Source organism: Lentzea sp. NPDC037011 (genome assembly GCF_055607425.1).
Genome location: NZ_JBVJRT010000001.1, coordinates 847847 through 869628, shown reverse-complemented (window position 1 = coordinate 869628; position 21782 = coordinate 847847). Strand labels below are relative to the sequence as shown.

Genomic DNA, 21782 nt, shown 5'->3' with positions numbered 1-21782 from the left:
CGCGGCGACGGGATCAGCTGCTCCAGGCCCTCGGGGACCTCGTAGTCGTAGTCGTCGAACATCAGTCGTACACCCCTTCCAGGAACCACCTCTGGTCCCTGCGGATCAACAGGAACGCCTGGTCCTCGGTCTGCACCTGCACCCGTGCCGCCCGGTGCGCGTCCGGTGCCCACCACCGCTCGTCCACCGGCCACGGGCCCGCCCACGCGACCACGTCCCGCGTTCTGCCGTTCGCGGTGACCTGCCGCGGCCGTGCCGTGAGCTCAAGCCGTCCGGTCACACCGACCTCGCCGCCGTTCGCGTCCCTCAGCGCGGCGGGTTCGTCCCTGAGCGTGGCGGGAGCGCGGGTGAGGCGGCCGGGCCACGGGTGGTCCGGGTTGAGCGCCGGCGTCCGCTCGTCCCCCCACGGCACGAGCCTGACCCGCTCCCGCGGCCCGCGTCCGCCGTCGAGCACCGGCACCAGCACCGCGTCCGGCCCCAGCAACCCCTGCACGTGCAGCAACGCCCTGACCGCGCGTTCGTCGTCCTGCCCCCACAACCCGAGCTGCAACGCGGTGCCGTCGACGACCTCGGCGGGTTCGAGGGTGAGCGTCCGGATGCCCGACGTGAGCCGTTCGCGGGTGAGCCAGCCGTCCAGCTGCCACCGCACCCGGTCCGCGATCCCCCGCGGTGTCAACGGTTCCGCGGCCCGCCACACCCGGTGCAGCTCCTCGTCGCGCTCGGTGCGGGCGTGGATGCCGAGCCGGGTGCACGCGAGCCCGCGGTCAGCGAGGTTGGCGTGCAGCCTCGCCGCCAGCGTCCGCGCGGCGAACGCGGCCGAGTCGACCCGGTCGACCGGTTCGTCGAACGTCTCCGCGACCGCCAGCTCCGGCGCCGGCCTGCGCTTGTCGAGCGGCCGCTCCGACAACCCGCGCGCCAACCGGTGCTGCCTCGTGGCCGAGCCGCCGAACCGGGACGCCACCGCGTTCTCCGGCACGTCCGCGAACGCGCCGAGCGTCTTCAACCCGAGCCTCCTGAGCAGGTCCACGAGCCCCGGCTCCGCCAGCTCGTGCACACCGAGCGGCCGGAGGAACTCCGCGGTCCGGTGTGGCGGCACGATCACGTTGCGGTGCGCGGCCTTCGTGGCGGCGAACAGGCTGTCGGCAACCCCGACCTGCGCCTCCGTGCCGGTCCTGGCCGCGACGTGGTCGACCAGCCGCTCAGCCGCCCGCTCGGCACCGCCGAAGTACGCGATCGGCCCCCGTGCCTGCACCGCCACCACCCCCGGCTCCACCACCTCGACACCGGGCGCGAGCTCCTCAACCGCCTCCGCGACCGGCTCGAAGAACCGCGCATCCCGCTGCGGCTCGTGCTCGAACGTGACGAGCTCGGGACACATCGCCTCGGCCATCCGCCGGCGCATGGCCCTGCGGATCCCCTCGGCCCGCGCCACGGCCGAGGTGGCCACGACCTCGTTGCCGTCGACCACGACCACCGGGACGTGCGGGCTGGTGCCCGTGGCGGCGCAGGCGGCGATCACGGGCCAGTCGGGGCACCAGACGACGAGCAGCCGGGTGTCCTTCACCGCGACTCCGCTGCGCCGGAACTGTCGGTGGTGCCTGGGAGAATGGAATGTGGGGGATCCCAGGCCGAAGGGGACCCCTGCGCGAGCGTGCGCGTCCGCTCTGCCTGCTGGGCCCGCTCCGCCTGCTGGGTTCGCTGCGTCCGCTGAGCCCGCTCCGCCTGCTCCGCCCGCCGGGCCCGCCCCACCTGCTGCGTCCGTTCCGCCGGTTGGGTCCGCTGTGCCGGCCGCGTCTCCTCAGCCCGCTCCACCTGCCGCGTCCGCTGGGTCCGCGGCGCCCGCTCCGCCGGCGACGCCCGCTCAACCCGCTCCGCCTGCTGGGTCCGCTCCGCCTGCTCCGCCTGCTGGGCCCGCTCCGCCTGCTCCGCCTGCTGGGCCTGCTCCGCCTGCTGGGCCCGCTCCGCCTGCTGGGCCCGCTCCGCCTGCTGGGCCCGCTCCGCCTGCTCCGCCTCCCACGCCCGCTCAGCCCCCTCCGCCTGCCGCGCCCGCTGGGCCCACAGCGCCTGCTCCGCCTGCCGCGCCCCTTCTGCCTGCCGCGTCCCCTCCGCCCGCCGCACCCGCTCCCCCTGCCGCCCCCGCCGCGCAGCCAGCTCGTCCCGCTCGGCCGCCGCCCACCTGGCCACGACCGCGGCCGCGCGTTCAGCGGCAGAGCGCTTGTCCCCCAACGCGTTCACCCGCCTGGTGACCGGCTCGTCAGACCGGCCCGGACCGGCATCAGCCGGCTCGTCGGGCCGGACCGGGTCACCGGTCACCAGCGGGAGCTCGATTTCTTCCTCGCCGAACGTCAGCACCGCGGTGCGCGGGCGGCCTGCGGAGCCGCGGCCGCCGGTGCGGACGTCGATCTGCTGGCGGCGCAGGGTGCCGGCGCCGTCGTCGAGCCGGTTCCAGCGCACGGACTCCGCCGTCAGCTCCACGTCGGGAGAGGGCCAGGTGCCGAACGCGATCAGCACGGCGCGGCGTTGCCGGGCGCGGGCGGTGAGGCGGCGGGCCAGCGAAGGGGGCAGGGGGCAGCCGACGGCGACGAGGTCGAGGCCGTCCAGCAGGGCGGCGATCACCGGGCCGGGATCGGTGCCGGGGTGTGGGACGAGTGCCAGCCGCTGCACCGAGACCCCGAGCTCGGCCGCGGCCAGCACCCCCACCTGCGGCAGGCCGACCACGGCGGCCCAACAGCCGTCCGCGGTCGCACCCGCCAGCAGGGCGAGCAGCAACGATGTCGATCCGCCCACCGACACCGTGCTGCCACGCCGCAAGCCGCCCCACGGCAGCAGGTCCGCCAGTTCCCCGCGAACCGGCAGCACCCGCCCCGTGGTCTGGTCGGTGGAAGAGCGGGTCAGCTCGCTGGCCGGGTTCACCCCGAGCGCGGCCAACGACGCCGTTGCCGACCTCGACACTCCACCCACCTCCCGTCCTGATCGTGCGCACCCCTGTGCACGATCGCCGCGGGAAGTTCGGCGACTTGCTTATTCGAACTCTTGTTCGAACGAACGTCATGATCGTAGCGCGTCCAAGCACCCCTGTGTCAATGCTGGGGTGTCACCCTTTCGGTGGACATGCGCACACGGGTCCGGACGGTCCTCTACGGTGGCTCGAACAGCACCGCTATCTGGGGAAACAGTGAACCAACCACCTCCGCACGGCTGGCACCGGCAACCACCGCAGCAGCAGTACCGGGGTCACCCGCAGCAGCCCGGCTGGGGTCCGCCGCAACCACCCGGTAAGAGCAAGGCGCCGGTCATCATCGCCCTGTCGATCGTCGCGCTGCTGGTCCTCGGCGGCGGCATCACCGCCGCGGTCCTGTACCTCGGCGCCCACGAGGACGGCGGCTCTCCCAAGCGTGCCGACCAACTGCCCGCGGCTTGTTCGAACGTCTCCGAGGCGGCGTTGAAGAAGGCGCGCACGACCAACCCGAACGGGCTTGGCTCGTCGGAGACCGACCTGGGCAGGGGCAAGCGCACGATCTGCTCCTGGAACCAGACCGAGGGTGTCGACGGCGAAGGCCTGCGCAACACCGACGTGTACGTCACGCAGGACGCGAAGGAAGAGGACAGGGCGTACCAGGAGGCCGTGCAGATGGCCATGGCCAACACTCAGGGCACACCGCGGCAGAAGCCGATCGACGGTCTCGGTGACGAGGCCACCGCCGTGCTGATGGACGGCACGTCGGCGTTCACCGACATCTCGATCATCGCGCGCAAGGGCGACCACGTGGTCGAGGTCGACCACACCGGCTGGGACGTCGGGCTGTTCAGCCCGAAGCGCGGGGACACCGCCGAGTTCGAGGCCGCGGCCAAGGGCATCGCCGAGGAGATGCTCGCCAAGCTCTGAAACGCGAAGGGGCCGCTCCCCAAGGGAAGCGGCCCCTCCTCACAGCACCGATCAGTGCGCGAAGTGGCGCGTTCCGGTCAGGTACAGCGTCACGCCCGCCGCCTCGGCCTTCGCGATCACCTCGGGATCGCGGACCGAACCGCCGGGCTGCACGACCGCGCGCACACCCGCGTTCAGCAGCACCTCGAGGCCGTCCGGGAACGGGAAGAACGCGTCCGAGGCCGCCACCGCGCCCTTGGCCCGCTCACCCGCGCGCTTCACCGCGAGGTGCGACGAGTCGACCCGGTTGACCTGGCCCATGCCGACGCCGACCGTGGCACCGTTGTCCGCCAGCAGGATCGCGTTCGACTTGACCGCGCGGATCGCGCGCCACGCGAACTCCAGGTCCGCCAGCGTCTGCTCGTCGGCGGGCTTGCCGCACGCCAGCGTCCAGTTGGCTGGCGAGTCGCCGTCGGCGTCGATGGCGTCGCGCTGCTGCAGCAGCAGGCCGCCGGACACCGGGCGCATCTCCGCACCACCGCGGGCGGGTGCCTCGGCGACCAGGATGCGCACGTTCTTCTTGCGCTGCAACACCTCCACCGCACCGTCCGCATAGGACGGAGCGATGACCACCTCGGTGAAGATCTCCGAGACGAACTCGGCCATCTCCACGGTGACCTCGCGGTTGGCCGCGATGATGCCGCCGAACGCGCTGACCGGGTCGCACTCGTGAGCCTTGCGGTGCGCGTCCGCGATGCTCACGTCGGACACCGCGATGCCGCACGGGTTGGCGTGCTTGATGATCGCGACGCAGGGGCGCTCGTGGTCCCACGCGGCGCGCCACGCGGCATCGCCGTCGAGGTAGTTGTTGTACGACATCTCCTTGCCGTGCAACTGCTTCGCCGACGCGAGACCCACACGGCCGTCGCCCTGCGCGTAGATCGCGGCGTGCTGGTGCGGGTTCTCGCCGTAGCGCAGCACGTTCGAGCGGTTCCAGGTCGCGCCGACCCAGCCGGGGAAGCCCGAACCCTCGTCGTCGGGCGCCAGGGCGTTGCCCATCCAGGACGCCACGGCCACGTCGTAGGTCGCGGTGTGCCGGAACGCGTCCGCGGCCAGGCGCTGGCGGTCGGCCAGGGTGAAGCCGCCCTCGCGCACGTTCTCCAGCACCCAGTCGTAGCGCGCGGGGTCGACGACCACGGCCACGTTCGCGTGGTTCTTCGCCGACGCGCGCACCATCGCCGGGCCGCCGATGTCGATCTGCTCGACGCACTCGTCCGGCGAAGCACCGGACGCCACGGTCTGGGTGAACGGGTACAGGTTCACGACCAGCAGGTCGAACGGCGCGATGTCCATGTCGCGCAACTGCTGCGCGTGCGTCTCCTTGCGCAGGTCCGCGAGCAGACCGGCGTGCACGCGCGGGTGCAGCGTCTTCACGCGGCCGTCGAGGCACTCGGGGAACCCGGTGACCTCCTCGACCGGCGTGACCGGCACACCGGCGGCGGCCAGCACCTTCGCGGTGCCGCCGGTCGACACGATCTCGACTCCGGCCGCGTGCAGGCCGGTGGCCAGTTCCAGCAGGCCGGCCTTGTCGGAGACACCGACCAGTGCCCGACGGACCGGTCGCCTCTCGGCGGGAGTGCTCACGGAATGCTCACCTTTCGTCCGTTCACGGTGCAGCCCTCGCGGGCCAGCCTGCCGACCGTCTCGACGAGCAGCCGGCGTTCGACGACCTTGATGCGTTCGTGCAGGGTCTCCTCGGTGTCGCCGGGTTCGACGACAACGGCCTCCTGCGCCAGGATCGGCCCGGTGTCCACGCCCGCGTCGACGAGGTGCACGGTCGACCCGGTCACGCGCACGCCGTAGTCCAGCGCGTCGCGGACGCCGTGCGCGCCGGGGAACGCCGGCAGCAGCGCGGGGTGGGTGTTGATCATCCGGCCGCCGAAGCGGGCCAGGAACTCCGGCCCGATGATCTTCATGAAGCCGGCGGACACGACCAGGTCTGGCTCGTGCGCGGCGACCGCCTCGGTCAGCGCGACGTCCCACGCGGCCCGGTCGGCGTGGTCGCGCAGCTTGACGGCGAAGTGCGGGACGCCCGCCCGTTCGGCGCGCTTGAGGCCCTCGATGTCCTCGCGGTCCGCGCCGACGGCGACCACCTCGATCGGGAGGTCGGTGGCGTCCAGCAACGCCTGCATGAGGGTTCCGGAACCGGAGACGAGCACGACGACGCGCGCCGGTGTGGGAAGCCGAAGTTCGGTGCTCAGCGTCTACTCCTGGTCTTGCAGCGGTGTTGCAGCAGCTCAGGGGCAGTTTAGGTCGTCACCGCCGCGGCTTGTCGTCCAGGTCCTCCTCCGGACCCATGCCGAGCATCTCGTCGAACTCCGCGTCGAAGTCTTCCTCTTCCACCACTTCGGGTTCGGAGCTCTTGTCCTCGTCGACGGGCTCGTCCTCGGCGACGTCGTCCTCGTACTCGTCCTCGTCCTCGTCGGCGACAGCTTCGTCGGCGACGGCCTCGTCGTCCTCGTCGTACTCGGCGTCAGCGTCGTCGTCGTACTCGGCTTCGTCGTACTCGGCCTCGTCGTCGTAGTAGTCGTCGTCGAGGTCCTCCTCGACCTCGAACTCGTCGGCCGCCACGACCTGGAGCTGGTCGGTGAGCTCGTCGTCCTCGAAGACGACCTCCTCGTCCACGGCCTCGGCGTCCTCGACGAAGTCCGGCTCGACGAACTCGGCGTCCGCGGCCACGACCGGCTTCACCCGCGCCCCGGCGAGCCACGCGACGAGCGCTCCCGGCACCAGCACCCACAGCGCCACGAGCAGCCCGAGCAGGCCGGCGGGGATGGTGACCGGGTCGAACGCACCACCGGCGAGCCGCCCGCCCGCCGTCGCGGCGAGCACCAGGCTGCCGACGGCCGCGGTGATCGCGGCGACCAGCACCGCCCGCAGCCGCGACGTGGGCCGGTCGGACACCTTGCGGCAGGTCCACCCGACGAACGCGCCGATCAGCGGGGGCACGACGAGCACGGCCGGGCTGAGCAGGTGCTCACCCTCCGGCATCGCCGCGAGCAGCGGCACACCGGGCACCTGACCACCGGTGAACGTCAGCGGCGTGACCTCGACCAGGCCCATCGAGAAACCGGAGCCCGCGACGTAGGACAGGCCGGCGACGACGGCGTTCGGCAGGTAGCCCAGGCACAGCAGCCACACGCCGAGCCCGACACCGACCGACGGACCCGCGTCGGCGAACAGCTCCGCGGTCTTGGGCCACGAGATCGCGAGCCCGGCCGCCACCGCCAGCGCACCGGCGCTGAAGAGCGCGAACAACGCCATGAAGCCGGACCGCAACCCCTGGAACGCCACCGGGTCGAGCTTGTCGAACACCAGCTCCACCAGGCCGCAGCGGCGGGCCACGCCGACCGTGGCGGCGACACCGGAGACCGCGGCGCAGCCGAAGAACGCGACGGCCGGCGTCGCGCGCACGAGCCCGTCGTCGCCCATCAGCAGCGCGATCATGCCGCCCACCACCGCGTGGGCGCCGGAGATGCTCAAGACCACGGAACGGGCCTGCAGCGGTTCGTAGAGGCCGAGCCGGTCGGCGGTGCCCGCGGCGGTCCTGCCGACCAGCAGCATCAGCAGCGCCGTCGGCAGCAGCGGCAGCACGCCGAGCTGGCCCGCCTCGAAGCGCAGCGGCACGTGGTGCGCGGCGAGCCAGGCGGGCGCGGCGCCCGTGAGCACGCCGGCGGTGTCGAAGTCGGCGTACGTGGCGGTGGCCGTGATCAGCGCGAGCAGGGCGGCGACGGCGGCGTAGCCGACCACCACCGAACCGACGGCGGCCGCGGCGAGGACGCGCATGCGTTCGGCACGCGAGAACTCCGGCGGGCGCACCGCCGTCACCTCGCGGGTCACGTCGCGTTGCAGCACGGGCATTTCCCCACTGTGTCAGGCCGGCTGGTCCATCCGGATGAGGCTCGCCGCACGCAGGAGGGGCGGCACCGTGGTCCGGTACCGCCCCTCCTGCCCACGGCGTCTGCAAGTACTACCAACACGAAGTCGGTGGTACTTGCAGACGCCCCAACTGCTTACTGCTGCGGGCCGCCGAAGCCACCGGGCGGCGTGCCCGGCGAACCGAACTGGCCCGGCTGCGGCATGAAGCTCGTCTGCTGCGGCGGCTGACCCGGCTGCTGGGGCTGCTGCGGCTGCTGACCGAACTGCTGTTGCTGCTGCGGTGCCTGCTGCTGCGGCTGCTGGCCGAACTGCTGCGGAGCGGCGTGCTGCTGCTGGTGCTGGTGGCCCTGCTGCGGGAACGCGCCCGACTGCGGGTTCCAGCCACCGGGCTGGCCCGCGTACGGGTTCGCCGGCTTCGGGTCGAACTTCACGATGCCCTCGCCGAGCAGCAACGCCAGCACGAGCGCGGCGGTCTGCAGCAGCGAGACGATCAGCAGCACGATCGCGAGGCCGTCGACCGACGAGGCCTTGATGATGCCCTGGAGCAGTTCCAGCGTCTGCACCGCGGCGAGCGCGGCGGCGACCGGCAGGAACCTCGGGGCGTTCGGCAGGAGCGTGAGAGCGGCGAGCGCGGCGGCCGCCAGGATCCACGTCACGCCGCCGACGCTGTCGGAGAAGGCGAGCAGGTAGGCGACCAGGCCGAGACCGGCGCCCACCATCGGGAGGATCATGCCCAGGTTGAGGTTGCTCGCGCCGGGAGCGGCGCTGGGCTGCTGCGGTGCCGGACCCGGCGGCTGCTGTTGGGGTGCGCCGTAAGGCACGGACATGTCGAGGTCTCCTCCTCCAGCTGGGTGAATCCCAAACGCTAGTCGATGCGTGTGCTCAGACGATGACCGGATCACGCCGGTTCCGCCACACGAACCCGTCCGACCCGAAATTACCCCTGCCGCAGACGCACGCGGGGACCTTTCGTACTCGATGACGGCACGAAAGGTCCCCGCGTGCGGTTCAGCTCAGACCGGCTCGGGTCAGAGGGCGTTCATGATCTCGCGCATGAGGGCGGCGGTCTCGGACGGCGTCTTGCCGACCTTGACGCCGGCGGCCTCGAGGGCCTCCTTCTTCGCCTGCGCGGTGCCCGCGGAGCCCGAGACGATGGCGCCGGCGTGGCCCATGGTCTTGCCCTCCGGAGCGGTGAAGCCCGCGACGTAGCCGACGACCGGCTTGGTCACGTTCTCCTTGATGTACGCCGCGGCGCGCTCCTCGGCGTCACCACCGATCTCACCGATCATCACGATCGCGACGGTCTCCTCGTCGGCCTCGAAGGCCTCCAGGGCGTCGATGTGCGTGGTGCCGATGATCGGGTCGCCACCGATGCCGATCGCGGTGGAGAAACCGAAGTCCCGCAGCTCGTGCATCATCTGGTAGGTCAGCGTGCCCGACTTCGACACGAGGCCGATCTTGCCGCTGCCCGCGATGTTCGCGGGGATGATGCCGGCGTTCGACTTGCCGGGGCTGATGATGCCGGGGCAGTTCGGGCCGATGATGCGGGTCTTGTTGCCCGTCGCGACGGCGTGCGCCCAGAAGTAGGCGGTGTCGTGCACCGGGATGCCCTCGGTGATGACGACGGCCAGCTCGATCTCGGCGTCGATCGCCTCGACCACGGCGGCCTTCGAGAAGGCCGGCGGGACGAAGATCACGGTCACGTTCGCGCCGGTGGCCTCCATGGCCTCCTTGACGGTGCCGAAGACCGGGAGGACGGTGCCGTCGAAGTCGACCTTCTCGCCCGCCTTGCGCGGGTTCACGCCACCGACGATGTTCGTGCCGGACGCGAGCATGCGCTTGGTGTGCTTGGTGCCCTCGGCACCGGTCATGCCCTGGACGATGACCTTGCTGTTCTCGTTGAGGAAGATAGCCATCTGACTCAGACCCCCGCAGCCGCGAGCTCGGCGGCCTTGGCGGCCGCGTTGTCCATCGTGTCGACAACGGTCACCAGCGGGTGGTTGGCCTCGGCGAGGATCGCGCGGCCCTCCTCCACGTTGTTGCCGTCCAGGCGGACGACGAGCGGCTTGGTGGCCGAGTCGCCGAGGATCTCCAGCGCCTTCACGATGCCGTTGGCCACGGCGTCGCACGCGGTGATGCCGCCGAAGACGTTCACGAAGACCGAGCGGACGGCCTCGTCGCCGAGGATGACGTCCAGGCCGTTCGCCATGACCTCGGCGGACGCGCCGCCGCCGATGTCGAGGAAGTTCGCGGGCTTCACGCCGTACTGCTCACCGGCGTACGCGACGACGTCCAGGGTGGACATCACGAGACCGGCACCGTTGCCGATGATGCCGACCTCGCCGTCGAGCTTGACGTAGTTGAGCCCCTTCTCCTTGGCCTTGGCCTCGAGGGGGTTCTCCGCCTGCTTGTCGACCAGCTCGGCGTGGGCCGGGTGGCGGAAGCCGGCGTTCTCGTCCAGCGTGACCTTGCCGTCGAGGGCGATGACCTTGCCCTCGGGGTCGCGGACCAGCGGGTTGACCTCGACGAGCGTGGCGTCCTCCGCGACGAAGGTCTCCCACAGCTTGACGATGACGTCCACGACCTGGTCCTTGACCTCGGCCGGGAAGTTCGCCGCGTCGGCGATCTCGGTCGCCTTGGCCTGGTCGACACCCTGGATGGCGTCGATGTGGATCTTCGCGAGGGCCTCGGGCTTGGTGGCCGCGACCTCCTCGATGTCCATGCCGCCCTCGACGCTCGCCATGGCGAGGAAGGTGCGGTTGGCGCGGTCGAGCAGGAAGGAGAAGTAGTACTCCTCCGCGATGTCGGAGGCGGGCGTCACCAGCACGCGGTGAACGATGTGCCCCTTGATGTCGAGGCCGAGGATGGCGGTCGCCTTCTCCTCGGTCTCGTCGGCGTCCTTGGCCAGCTTCACGCCGCCGGCCTTGCCGCGGCCACCGGTCTTGACCTGGGCCTTGACGACGACGGGCTGGCCGAACTTCGCGGCGATGGCCTTGGCGTCGGCGGGGTTGGTGGCCACATCGCCCGGCAGTACCGGGACGCCGTGGGCGGCGAAGAGGTCCTTCGCCTGGTACTCGTACAGGTCCACTCGGGTCTCCTGCGACGTCGGTGTCGGAACACCGCGCCTGGGTGGTCCTCAAGGGGCCGTCAGAACCCACTTGACGCGGCTGGGCCCAGACACTATCGACCTGCGCCTACTGCTCGCACGCCACTCCCGGTGAGGTCGGTCTCAACGGCGGTGAGGTCGATCACGCGTGCATGCGTACGTGCGCTCCAGCGCCCCTTCGGAAGCCGGGTGCGAGCCTTCTCACCTGCTCGCGCGAGCCGCCATCGAGCCCGCCGCGACCAGGAGCGCGGCCACGGACGCGAGCGCCAGCCACGTGCCCGGCGCCGCGGTCATCCCCTCGACCCGGTCACCGGTCAGCGGCAGCTCCAGCGCGCGGACGCCGACGAGCACGGCCGCACCGGCCAGCACCGCCGCACCGCGTTCCGGGCGGGATCGCAGCGCGAGGGCCAAGCCGGTGACGACCAGCAGCAACGCGGCGACGAGCGTCGTGGAGACGATCGGGTCGTAGTTGCCGAGCAGGTCCGGCGGGGTGTAGCCGGCGGCCTTCATCGTCGGCATCGCGAACGCGCCGACGGCGAACAGCCCGGCCAGCAGCACCGCGCCCAGCTCGGCGACCGGCATCTGCTCGGCCTTGCGCTGCTCGGCGCTCTCGCGTTCGGCACCGCCCGCGACGGCCGCGCACACCAGCGCGATCAACCCGAACGGGTAGACCGCGGACATGAGCCAGAAGCCCGGCGCCGGCTCGGCCAGGCCGGACTGGCTGGCCAGGCTCACCGTCTGCACGGAGAACACGGACGCGAGCAGGGTCGCGTAGACCGTGAAGACCAGTGCCGGGCGGACCCGGCCGGCGGCGGCGCGCACGAACATCAGCAGCCCCAGCACCGCGAGCACCAGGCCGGTCGGCCACAGCAGCCGGGCCGCGTAGGCCACCGGCGCCTCGCCGTCGACCACGATCAGCGGGGAGAGGGCGCCCACGACGGCGGCGACGGCGGCCAGGAGGGCGAACACGCCCGTGGCCGCGTGCAGCCGGTGCAGGGCGGGCAGGGCGACCTGCTCCGCCGCCCCGTCCTTCTCACTCCTGCCCGCGCGCGCACCGCGGAACGACAGGAGCACCAGCACGACGGCGACCAGCACCGCCACGACCGGGCCCCAGGTGACGCCGAGGCCGTCCGCGAACAGGCCGGCGGCCAGCGACGGCACGGCCACCGCGGCCAGGCCGAGCGCCACGCCGAGCATGCCGCCGCGGCGCGTGTCCGGGTCGGACGAGCTGCCGGTGAGCGCGGCGACCAGCGGTGCGGCCACGGCCAGCAGCAGCCCGCCGACCAGCCCGAGCACCGGCAGGTCCCACGGGCTGCGCGGCAGCAGGTAGACGTCGGAGGAGCTGAACGGCTCGCCCAGCAGCGCGATCGCGGCGAGCGCGGTGACCGGCAGCAGGACCGCGAGCTGGCGCGGCGCGTCCTCCTCCTCGTCGGCGGGCACGCCGAGCCGGCCCGCCGCGAGCAGACCGCCGGCGAGCACCAGCGCGTGACCGAGGACGAGGACCCAGAGCCCGGCACCGGTCGGCGGCGCCACGAGCCCCGACGGCCGGAACAGCTCGGGCCTGCTCACCGTCATCGTGTGACCGATGATCTGCAGGTCGCCGAGCAGCCGTCCGGGCGCGAACGCACCGACCGCCGCGAGCACCGCGGCCGCGACGAACGGGCGGCCGCGCAGCCACAACGCCCCCGCGAGCGCGGGAGGCAGCAGCGCGAGCACGGCCAGCAGCGGCCATGACGTGTACGCCGGCGCACTGCCGTCCACGACGCCGAGCAACGGCCCGATCGTCGCGAGGAGGGCTCCTGCCGCGGCGAGGCCCCACGCGACGCGCAGCCGGGTGACCGCCGGTGTCTGGTTCTCGAGCTCGGTTCGAGTCATCGCGGGCGAACCTAGCAAGACCACACCCCGCCGCCACGCCGACGCCCTGGTGGAAGGCGGTGGTCCCCCAGGTGGGCGGACGAACGGACGCACCTGTTCACGCAGGTGAACGAAGCCCGTTGAGACGGGACGCGTTCGCTTGTGGAAAAGGGCCGCTGGGTACTCCTTTCCGGTGAGATCATCACTTACCGTCGCCCCCATGAGCGACAACGGCCGGTCGTGGACGGGGCGTCTCGCCGACGCCGTTCTCGATCGCGCCGGCCGAGGTGTGCACACGGCCCGCGACATCACCGAAGAAGCCAAGGTCGCGCTGCGTGCGCTGGCCACGCCCGGCGGCGTGCGCGGGGCGGCGATGGAGGCGGTCTGGCTGACCGCCCACGCCGTGCTCTACCCCTGGGGTGCCGTCACCGAGCAGCTGCGCCCGGACGGCCACTTCCGGCACTACCGCACCGACGGCCTGCCGCCCCGCCAGCGGGGGCTGGTGGTTTCGGCGATGGACGCGGCGGGCACCCCGATCGTGTTGGTGCACGGCATCGGGGACAACCGCTCCGCCTTCGCGGTGCTGTCGGGGGCGCTGCGGAGGCGGGGCTTCGGGGTGGTGCACGCCGTCAACTACAGCGTGCTGACCGCGCTGACCGGCGACGTCCGGCGGTCGGCCGCCCTGCTCGGGGAGCAGATCGAGCGGATCTGCGAGCAGACCGGTTCCGACCAGGTGCACGTCGTCGGCCATTCACTCGGCGGTCTCATCGCCAGGTATTACGTACAACGGCTGCACGGCGACTCACGAGTGCGCACGCTCGTGACCTTGGGGACTCCGCACAACGGCACTCTCACCGCCTATCTGATGCCGACCCCGCTGACCAGGCAGCTGCGTCCCGGTTCGGAGCTCCTCTCCGAGCTCGCCGAGCCCTGCCGGCCGTGCCGCACCCGGTTCGTCGTGGTCTGGTCGGAGATGGACCAGGTCATCGTCCCGCAGCGCAACGCCCGACTGGAGCACCCGTCGTTGCTCGTCGAAGAGCACCAGATACGTGATTCAGGTCACCTTTCCCTCCCGGTTGACACGAGAACGCTTCACGTCGTTGTTACCGCCATCACCCGTATGGATGACTCGTCAACTCACCCCATCGCCGCCGGTGGGGAGGCGTGTCACGCGCCCGGGCTGACCGACCGTCACAGTTGACAGTTGAAACTTGCTGGTCGCCGCCCATTCGGTCGACATAACGAACTGGGGTTTGCCCTCCGGCGCTCGCCGCCGTTACTGTCCCCCGGTCCGTTGTCACGGTCTGGTCACAGAAGGACACCGAGTCAGAACCCCGAAATCTGACTCACCGGGAATCCCCCGCCCGGCAGTCCACCCGACCAGGCTCCCCGAAGGCGGAAGGGCAAGCTTTGAGTCACCACCGCTCCCCCGGCGGCTTTGAACGCACTGCGCTTGAAGAGGCAGTCGACCGCGCTTCCACGCGCACCGTCAGCTCGCACCGGCTCCCCCCGCCGCCGTCGGCGCTGCGCGGACGCATCGTCGTCGCCGCCGTCGCAGTGGGCGCCTTCGCCGCAGCCGGCGCCGGCCAGATCGGCCAGGCAGCCGCGGACGAGGGCAAGGACGTCCAGCTCGCCAACCACACCGGCGGCGCCGCCACCTTCGACGGCATGGGCGGTGACACCGCCTCCGCGCCGCAGATCCTCGCGGTCTCCAAGACGACGTCGGAAGGCTCCGCGGAAGCCGCGAAGCTCCTGCGCAGCCAGCAGCTCACCGTCCAGCGCGAAGCCGCTGAGGCCGAGAAGAAGCGCCCGAAGTTCGTCCGCCCCGCCGCCGGTGAGTTCACCTCCGGCTACGGCGGCCGCTGGGGCACCATGCACCTCGGCATCGACATCGCCGGCCCGATCGGCACCCCGATCCTCTCCGCCGCCGACGGCGTCGTGATCGAGGCGGGTCCCGCCTCCGGCTTCGGCCTCTGGGTCCGCGTGCAGCACGCCGACGGCACCATCACCGTCTACGGCCACGTGAACGACTACAACGTGAGCGAGGGCCAGCGCGTCAAGGCGGGCCAGCAGATCGCCCGCATGGGCAACCGCGGCTTCTCCACCGGGCCCCACCTGCACTTCGAGGTCTGGGAGCCGGGCGGTCAGAAGATCAACCCGCTGACCTGGCTGAACCAGCGCGGCGTCACGGTCTGATCGGTTCCGCAGGTTCGTCCGGCGGTGAACTACGGCCCAGCGGCCTCCTGAGGGGCTTTCCGGGTTTGAGCCAGGTGCTGTGGTGGTACGGGTCGCTCCAGGCGCCCCTGGGGCCTCAGGAGCCTCAAGCGCCACTGCAGCCGCGCTCGTGCCGGACGAAGTGAGCGACCGCCACCCGCCAGACCGAGCACATCCGCCTGCGCCACCGCCGCCCGCACCCCCGGCAGGCCCCGCTCTCCGTCGTCTCGTGGAGGCGCAGGAGCGCCCGCCAGGCCTCCACGAGCATGACCGCGTGCTCTGGGTTCCCACTCGCGCCGGCTTCGAGCCGCGCGAGATCGCCGAACACACGTTCGCGCAGAACCTGAGCAAGTACGTGATCCACCGCGAGCACTCCCGCCGAGTCGAGTTCCTCATGCGGTCGATTGTGCTCAGGGGGTCTGACAATTTCGGCGCACCGCGCCCCACCTGTGAAAACGATGCGGCCGGACCGCTCTCCCGTTCGGTCCGGCCGCACCTTCGCCGCGAAGTTGGGCCCCCGCCGTCCCTTCGCTCCCCTTCGTGCGCGAGCTGCTCCTGCTTGCCCCGGACCGCCCCGAACGTTCCGATGGCCGTGCTGCTTGCGACACCCACATAGACGCACGGGGTTGCGGGTCGTTGCGCAGGTTTTCCGAATTGCTGTGAATTTGGTCAAGCGCAACTCAAGTCGCAGGTCAGACGGGGTGCGACCGGTGTCCCGGCTGTCACCCGGACAGGTGAAGTCAGCGGAACGCCCCGCCGAGCGCGCGGGTGCACGGCGCCGAAACAGCACGCGCCGCCAACGACGGCGTTGGCGGCGCGGGTGTGCTGGCTCGTGCGGTCAGAGCTTCGTCATCGGCACGCTGCCGATGAGCATCAGGCGGACCGTGCCCGAACCGCCGAAGTCGATCGTGGCGGTGGCGCGCAGACCCGCGCCGTCGACGGCCACGACGCGGCCCAGGCCGTACTTGTCGTGGGTGACGCGGTCGCCCACCTCCAGCTTCATCGCCGGGGCGTCCTTCCAGCCCGCCTTGCCGGGGGCGGGGCGGGTGAGGCCGCGGGAGGCGATGCCGCCGCTGGAGGCCGCCGAACGGCCCCAGGTCGTGGCCGCGGCGGGGGCGGAGCGGGAGGGTTCCACGCGGCGCCAGTCGATGAGGTCCTGGGGGATCTCGCCGAGGAAGCGGGAGGCCGGGTTCGCCGAGGGCTGGCCCCAGGCGGAGCGGACCAGTGCGCGGGAGAGGTACAGGCGGCGCTGGGCGCGGGTGATGCCCACGTAGGCGAGGCGGCGCTCCTCGGCCAGCTCGGCCGGGTCGCCCAGGGCGCGCATGTGCGGGAAGACGCCGTCCTCCCAGCCCGTCGAGAAGACGACCGGGTACTCCAGGCCCTTGGCGGTGTGGATGGTCATCAGGGTGACCACGCCGTCGGACTCGGCGTCGGGGATCGAGTCGGCGTCCGCGACCAGCGACACGCGCTCCAGGAACGCGGGCAGCGACGGCACCGGCTCCGTGCCCTCGGGGAGCTCCAGCTCGGTGAACTCGCGGGCCACCGTGACGAGCTCGTTCAGGTTCTCCACGCGGGTGTGGTCCTGCGGGTCCTCGCTGGCCTCCAGCTCGGTGCGGTAGCCGGTCTGCTCCAGCACCGCTTCGAGGATGTCGGCCACGTCGTCCTCGCGGGCGACCATCTCACCGAGCGCGTCCATCATCTCGACGAAACCGGCGATCGCGTTGCGGGAGCGCGGGTTCAGCATCGGGACGCGGTCGTGGACGGCCTCGCGCAGGGCCGCGGCGAAGCTGATCCGCTCGCGTTCGGCGTAGGCGGAGACGCAGGCCTCCGCCCGGTCGCCGATGCCGCGCTTGGGCACGTTGAGGATGCGGCGCAACGACACCGTGTCCTCGGGGTTGGCCAGCGTGCGCAGGTAGGCCAGCGCGTCGCGCACCTCGCGCCGCTCGTAGAAGCGGACACCGCCGACGACCCGGTACGGCAGGCCGAGGCGGATGAAGATCTCCTCGAACACGCGCGACTGGTTGTTCGTGCGGTAGAAGACGGCGATCTCGGAGTTGTTGACCTCGCCGCCGTCGACCAGCCGGTCGATCTCGTTGGCCACGAACGCGGCCTCGTCGTGCTCGTTGTCCGCGACGTAGCCGACGATCTTCTCGCCCTCGCCGAGGTCGCTCCACAGCGTCTTGTCGCGGCGGTTCGCGTTGCGCGAGATCACCGCGTTCGCCGCGGTCAGGATGTTCTGCGTGGAGCGGTAGTTCTGCTCGAGCAGGATCGTCGTGGCGTCCGGGTAGTCCCGCTCGAACTCCACGATGTTGCGGATCGTCGCGCCGCGGAACGCGTAGATCGACTGGTCGGCGTCGCCCACCACGCACAGCTCGGCCGGCGGGAGCTCGCCGCCCGCCTTGCCGACGAGCTCGCGCACCAGCGTGTACTGCGCGTGGTTCGTGTCCTGGTACTCGTCGACCAGCACGTGCCGGAAGCGGCGGCGGTAGTGCTCGGCCACGTCCGGGAACGTCTGCAGCAGCTCGACCGTCTTCATGATCAGGTCGTCGAAGTCGAGCGAGTTCGACTCGGTCAGCCGCCGCTGGTAGACGGTGTAGACCTCGGCGACGCGGCGCTCCAGGTCGTTCGTCGCCTGCGCGGTCGCCGTCTCCGGGTCGACCAGCTCGTTCTTGAGGTTCGAGACGTGCACGGCCAGCGTGCGCGCCGCGTACTTCTTCGGGTCGAGGTCCAGGTCGCGGGCGACGAGCGTGATGAGCCGGCGCGTGTCGTCGCTGTCGTAGATCGAGAAGTTCGACGACATGCCCAGCGTCTTCGCCTCGCGGCGCATGACCCGCACGCACATCGAGTGGAACGTCGACACCCACATCGAACGGGCGCGCGCGCCCACCATGTCGGCGACGCGCTCCTTCATCTCCGCGGCGGCCTTGTTCGTGAACGTGATGGCCATGATCTCGCCGGGGTGCACGTCGCGCTCCGCCAGCAGGTACGCGATCCGCCGGGTGAGGACGCGCGTCTTGCCGGAGCCGGCGCCCGCCACCACGAGCAGGGGCGTGCCGGCGTGCTCCACGGCACGGCGCTGCGCGGGGTTCAGGTCGTCGAGCAGGTGGCCCGCGCGGGAAACGGGGGGACTTGAGGGCAAGTCGAACAAGGCGCTCATCGTCCATCCACGGTACCGGGCGGCACCGACAAATCCGGTACCGCCCGACCATGTGTTCGACGAGCAGGTTCGATCAGGTGCTCGTGTCGACCTCGTAGGCGACCCCGGCATGGACGTCGTCGTGGCCCGCGCTCTCGGCGTAGACGTCGATGCTGTCCGTGTGGTGCTGGAGCCCCTTGGTGCCCAGCGTCAGCGTCGGGAACGCCTCGTCCGGCACCGCGAGGAAGTCGGCCTGGCAGTGGACGCCCTCGACGCCGGGACCACCCGCGACGTCCCAGCACGTCCAGTGGTCACCCTCGTAGCCGGTGACCTCCAGCTCGTCGGTCGGGAACGAGACGCGGACGTACAGGTCGTCGACGTCGACCGCCGACCGGTTCGTGATGTCGATCGCGAAGCCGCCCGCGTACCCGCCCCTGACCTTCCAGGTGCCGTCCGGCCCGACCAGCCAGCCGGAGGTGGGCGTGAGCGCGACCGACGCGAAGCCGGTCTCCGCCTGAGCGGCGGGAACGGTGAAGGCGGACAGCACGAGGGCAGCAGCCACCCCGAGCACGTACTTCATGAAGACCCCCAGGTCACTGTGTGAGACGCCGAAGCGTGAACGGCGCGACATGTGGCACACTACGTCCATGCGCGCGACGTTCTTCGAGTTTTTCTACGGGACCCGGACTCCGGCTCCCGTGGTCGTCCAGCGCTGACGAAGCCACCACGAAGCCCCGGAGTCCTCGGACCCCGGGGCTTCGTCGCTTCCGGGCCGGGACTCAAGAAGAGTCGAGAGGTCACCACGATGGAATCCACCACCACCGCCGCGTCCGACATCACCGAGCTGCGCGAGGAGATCGACCACCTGGACGCCGAGATACTGCGGCTGGTCCAGCGCAGGGTCGAGATCTCCAAGATCATCGGCGCCGCGCGGATGGCGGCGGGCGGCACGAAGATCGTGCACAACCGCGAGATCGACGTGCTCAACCGCTACAAGCCGCTGGGTCCCGAGGGCAAGGACCTCGCACTGGTCCTGCTCAAGATGGGTCGCGGCCCGCTCGGCAGGTAGTCGCCCACCGGCCCGGCGTCACAGGACGCCGGGCCAAAAAGGCCGCAGCGCCGCGAGCACCCGCTCGAAGTCCGCGTCCACGAGCTGGTCGTCGTCCGGCACGTAGGCCAGCGGGTCCTCCAGCAACGGCTCCGGCAGCCGCAGCAGGCCCTCCACCAGCGCGTGCAGGCACAACGCGCCGTACCCGCGCAGGTAGCCGCCCTCCTGCGTGAGCACGACGCGCGTGCCGAACGCCGCCACCCGCCGCCCGATCTCGCGGTACCCGGCGGCGGTCAGGTTGTGCCGGCCGTTCGGGTCGAACGCCGACCCGTCGAACCCCGACGCGCACACCAGCAGGTCCGGTTCGAACGACCGCAGCAACGGGAACGCGATCTCGTCCAACGCGCGCAGGTACGCCGTGTCGCCAGCACCCAGGGACAGCTCGATGTTCACGTTCCGCCCCTGCGCGCCCACCTCCGAGGGGGCGCCCGTCTGCGGGTGGTTCGCGCCCCACGCCCCGTGCCGCATGTGCACGGAGACGGTCAGCACGTCGGACCGGTCGTAGAACACCTCCTGGGTGCCGTTGCCGTGGTGCACGTCCCAGTCCAGCACCGCGACCCGCAGGCCCTGGCGCCGCGCGGTCTCCGCCACCAGCGCGGCGTTGTTCACGAAGCAGTAGCCGTCCGCCATCGCCGGCTGCGCGTGGTGGCCGGGCGGTCGCACGAGCGCGTAGGCCAGGGGTGCGCCGGACTCCAGCGCGGCCAGTGAGGTGCCCGCCGCCGCACGGACCGCGTTCCACGTCTCGGGTCCGACGACCGTGTTCACCTCCAGCGGCACACGCTCGGACACCCGCAACGAGTCCAGGTACGAAGCCGAGTGCACGCGCAGAAGCTCGTCCACGGACGCATGGCGCCCCTCGTGCCACCGGAGGTGCCCGGCCACCGGGCCGTGCATCAGCGCGTGCCGGAACGTCCGCAGCCGCGCCGCGTTCTCCGGGTGCGGCTCCGGCACGTCCAGCCACGGCCAGGAGCCCGGCAGCTCCCACAGCCCCTCGCCGGCGTCGTGCTCAAGGCAGTCGTCGTGCCAGAACATGTCCACCCGAATCGGATATCAGGGCGATCACGGATGGTCCACCGGAAAAATCCGGGGGCACACTGGAGGCATGGGCCTCATCGCCGCACTGATCGCCATCGCCGGCCTGCTCGCCGCCTTGGCGCACGACGCATACCTGGGCATGCTCGGCTCTGCCGCCGGCAAGAAGGGCGCGGCCGGAGCACCTGTCGCGCAGTTCGTCCGCAGCCGCTGGAAGGCGGCGATCATCACCACCGCGGGTGCCGTGATCGGCTTGTTGATCACCGGCGGTGACACCCTGGGCGCCGACGTCATCGGTGCGCTGATCGCCGGCGGCAGCGGTCTCGCGGCCCTGAACGGCGTGCAGCGCACGCAGAAGCAGTTGAAGAGCGGCCAAGCTCAGCTGCCTCCGCGGTAGAAGTTCACACCTCCGGGTGTCACTCGTCCTGAATTACCCCTTCAGGTCGCTTCCGCACGTCCGAACGGCCCTACCCTGGTTGCGTCGCAGAGGGGTGTCGGGATGGACGAACAACCGGGCAAACATCGTCTCGACGACTGGGTCGCACACGAACGACCCGTCGTCGGGGGCGACCGCATCCCACTGCCCCGCAGCCGCCCGATCGACCCGATCGCGGACACCGACGGGCTGCGCAAGTTCAACATCGGCATGGTTCCCGCGTCGGTCACGCCTCCGCGCACCTGGAAGCGGGCGGCGTGGTTCGCCGTCGTGTCCTCGGTGCTCGTGCTGGTCGGCCTGAGCGTCGCCGCGGCCAAGCTGGTCAGCGGCGGCGGCCAGGTCGAGCGGATCGGCCTGCCCGGCTACCCGTCGGACGTGCCGCTGATCTCGGCCCTGCCGACGGCGGTCAGCCCGACGTCCGCGACCACCGCCGGCACGCGGACGTCCCCTGCGAACACCGGCCGCGGCAACCCCGTCCCCGGCACCGGCGGCGCCACACCCGGCTCCGCGGCGCCCCGCAGCAGCGGCCAGGGCGCCCCGACCGGCAGCGGCACCAAGCCGCCCGGCACCGCAGCGCCCGTCATCACCACCGTGCCGCTCTCGCAGGCGCCGGCGGTCGACGGCACCGAGATCGCCCAGCGGACCGAGGACTTCTACCGGGAGATGACGGCGAACGCGGACACCGCGCTCGCCCTGACCACCGACACCGTGCGCGCGAACGCCGGTTCGCTGCTGGAGGGCCGGCTCGCCGACATCTCGCTGATCGAGGTGGAGGAGATCGTGGTCGACCCCGGCAAGGGCCTCACCGTGAGCCTGCTGCGGCTCACCAAGAAGGACGGCTCGGTCAGCCAGGAGAAGCGCGAGCTCAGCTTCACGCTCGGCGAGCTGCCGCTGATCAGCGGTGAACGGTTGAAAGCCGGCGGGTGACCGGCACTCAAGGTCCGGCCCTGAGCTACCGACCGTAGTAGGTAACACCTTCGAGCGAATCCACGGCTCCGCTGGACGCCACAAACGGCTGAAGTCCGTCGAGAAACTGGCGTTGCCGCGTGAGGCCACGGTACGTCTTCAGGTGACCACGGACAGTACGGAGGA

Annotated in this window: 18 protein-coding genes; 6 read left to right on the top strand and 12 right to left on the bottom strand. The window is 71.5% G+C overall.

Features of this window, described 5'->3' with window-relative positions; genetic code table 11:
- Positions 1 to 61: 61 nt before the first annotated feature.
- Together ACZ7CH_RS04455 and ACZ7CH_RS04450 are read right to left on the bottom strand one after the other, a co-directional pair.
- Positions 62 to 1564 (bottom strand): DNA polymerase Y family protein, encoded by a 1503-nt coding sequence (locus ACZ7CH_RS04455; protein ID WP_470373137.1) that lies wholly within the window; start codon positions 1562 to 1564, stop codon positions 62 to 64.
- A complete protein-coding gene (locus ACZ7CH_RS04450) occupies positions 1561 to 2952 on the bottom strand; it encodes a hypothetical protein (protein ID WP_470373136.1) in 1392 nt (463 codons plus the stop codon). Before ACZ7CH_RS04450 ends, ACZ7CH_RS04455 begins: the two co-directional genes overlap by 4 nt.
- 223 nt (positions 2953 to 3175) lie before the next feature.
- Here ACZ7CH_RS04450 and ACZ7CH_RS04445 point away from each other — a divergent pair, with 223 nt between their 5' ends.
- Positions 3176 to 3886 (top strand): hypothetical protein, encoded by a 711-nt coding sequence (locus tag ACZ7CH_RS04445; RefSeq protein ID WP_458430221.1) that lies wholly within the window; start codon positions 3176 to 3178, stop codon positions 3884 to 3886.
- Positions 3887 to 3937: 51 nt separating this feature from the next.
- Here ACZ7CH_RS04445 and purH read toward each other — a convergent pair whose 3' ends face one another.
- The 7 genes from purH to ACZ7CH_RS04410 form a co-directional block, all read right to left on the bottom strand.
- Positions 3938 to 5509, bottom strand: a complete 1572-nt coding sequence (gene purH, locus ACZ7CH_RS04440) for a bifunctional phosphoribosylaminoimidazolecarboxamide formyltransferase/IMP cyclohydrolase (protein ID WP_360395876.1) — start codon at positions 5507 to 5509, stop codon at positions 3938 to 3940.
- Entirely contained in the window at positions 5506 to 6057 is a 552-nt protein-coding gene (gene purN / locus ACZ7CH_RS04435) for a phosphoribosylglycinamide formyltransferase (protein ID WP_458430220.1), read from the bottom strand. Before purN ends, purH begins: the two co-directional genes overlap by 4 nt.
- Positions 6058 to 6181: 124 nt before the next feature.
- Positions 6182 to 7786 (bottom strand): cell division protein PerM, encoded by a 1605-nt coding sequence (locus ACZ7CH_RS04430; RefSeq protein WP_470373135.1) that lies wholly within the window; start codon positions 7784 to 7786, stop codon positions 6182 to 6184.
- 152 nt (positions 7787 to 7938) lie between these two features.
- Positions 7939 to 8631, bottom strand: a complete 693-nt coding sequence (locus tag ACZ7CH_RS04425; RefSeq protein ID WP_470373134.1) for a DUF5336 domain-containing protein — start codon at positions 8629 to 8631, stop codon at positions 7939 to 7941.
- Between the two features lie 201 nt (positions 8632 to 8832).
- Complete coding sequence (sucD, locus tag ACZ7CH_RS04420) at positions 8833 to 9720, bottom strand: succinate--CoA ligase subunit alpha (protein WP_236215987.1); 888 nt, start codon at positions 9718 to 9720, stop codon at positions 8833 to 8835.
- 5 nt (positions 9721 to 9725) lie between these two features.
- Positions 9726 to 10892, bottom strand: coding sequence for an ADP-forming succinate--CoA ligase subunit beta (sucC, locus tag ACZ7CH_RS04415; RefSeq protein ID WP_360395872.1), 1167 nt, complete (start codon positions 10890 to 10892; stop codon positions 9726 to 9728).
- Between the two features lie 219 nt (positions 10893 to 11111).
- Positions 11112 to 12785: a hypothetical protein gene (locus ACZ7CH_RS04410; protein ID WP_470373133.1), complete on the bottom strand. Its 1674-nt coding sequence runs from the start codon at positions 12783 to 12785 to the stop codon at positions 11112 to 11114.
- 199 nt (positions 12786 to 12984) lie between these two features.
- On the opposite strand from ACZ7CH_RS04410, the gene ACZ7CH_RS04405 reads away from it, so the two are divergent.
- Both ACZ7CH_RS04405 and ACZ7CH_RS04400 read left to right on the top strand, forming a co-directional pair.
- Positions 12985 to 13965 (top strand): esterase/lipase family protein, encoded by a 981-nt coding sequence (locus ACZ7CH_RS04405; RefSeq protein ID WP_470370051.1) that lies wholly within the window; start codon positions 12985 to 12987, stop codon positions 13963 to 13965.
- A 209-nt stretch (positions 13966 to 14174) separates the two neighbouring features.
- Positions 14175 to 14960, top strand: coding sequence for a M23 family metallopeptidase (locus ACZ7CH_RS04400; RefSeq protein WP_470373132.1), 786 nt, complete (start codon positions 14175 to 14177; stop codon positions 14958 to 14960).
- A gap of 856 nt (positions 14961 to 15816) precedes the next feature.
- Here the strand turns inward: ACZ7CH_RS04400 and pcrA are convergent.
- Together pcrA and ACZ7CH_RS04390 are read right to left on the bottom strand one after the other, a co-directional pair.
- Positions 15817 to 18135 (bottom strand): DNA helicase PcrA, encoded by a 2319-nt coding sequence (pcrA, locus tag ACZ7CH_RS04395; protein ID WP_470373131.1) that lies wholly within the window; start codon positions 18133 to 18135, stop codon positions 15817 to 15819.
- Positions 18136 to 18208: 73 nt separating this feature from the next.
- The gene (locus tag ACZ7CH_RS04390) at positions 18209 to 18694 is read right to left on the bottom strand and encodes a hypothetical protein (protein ID WP_360395864.1); all 486 of its coding nucleotides are present in this window, start codon (positions 18692 to 18694) and stop codon (positions 18209 to 18211) included.
- A gap of 225 nt (positions 18695 to 18919) precedes the next feature.
- Between ACZ7CH_RS04390 and ACZ7CH_RS04385 the strand changes: the two genes are divergently transcribed.
- Positions 18920 to 19183 carry a chorismate mutase gene (locus ACZ7CH_RS04385; protein WP_360395863.1) on the top strand — a complete coding sequence of 88 codons (264 nt, stop codon included), beginning with the start codon at positions 18920 to 18922 and terminating at the stop codon, positions 19181 to 19183.
- Between the two features lie 18 nt (positions 19184 to 19201).
- On the opposite strand, the gene ACZ7CH_RS04380 is transcribed toward ACZ7CH_RS04385, so the two are convergent.
- A complete protein-coding gene (locus tag ACZ7CH_RS04380; RefSeq protein ID WP_470373130.1) occupies positions 19202 to 20254 on the bottom strand; it encodes an arginase family protein in 1053 nt (350 codons plus the stop codon).
- A 70-nt stretch (positions 20255 to 20324) separates the two neighbouring features.
- Between ACZ7CH_RS04380 and ACZ7CH_RS04375 the strand changes: the two genes are divergently transcribed.
- Together ACZ7CH_RS04375 and ACZ7CH_RS04370 are read left to right on the top strand one after the other, a co-directional pair.
- Entirely contained in the window at positions 20325 to 20651 is a 327-nt protein-coding gene (locus ACZ7CH_RS04375; protein WP_065916047.1) for a hypothetical protein, read from the top strand.
- 102 nt (positions 20652 to 20753) lie between these two features.
- A complete protein-coding gene (locus tag ACZ7CH_RS04370) occupies positions 20754 to 21617 on the top strand; it encodes a RodZ family helix-turn-helix domain-containing protein (RefSeq protein ID WP_360395862.1) in 864 nt (287 codons plus the stop codon).
- Positions 21618 to 21782: the final 165 nt, after the last annotated feature.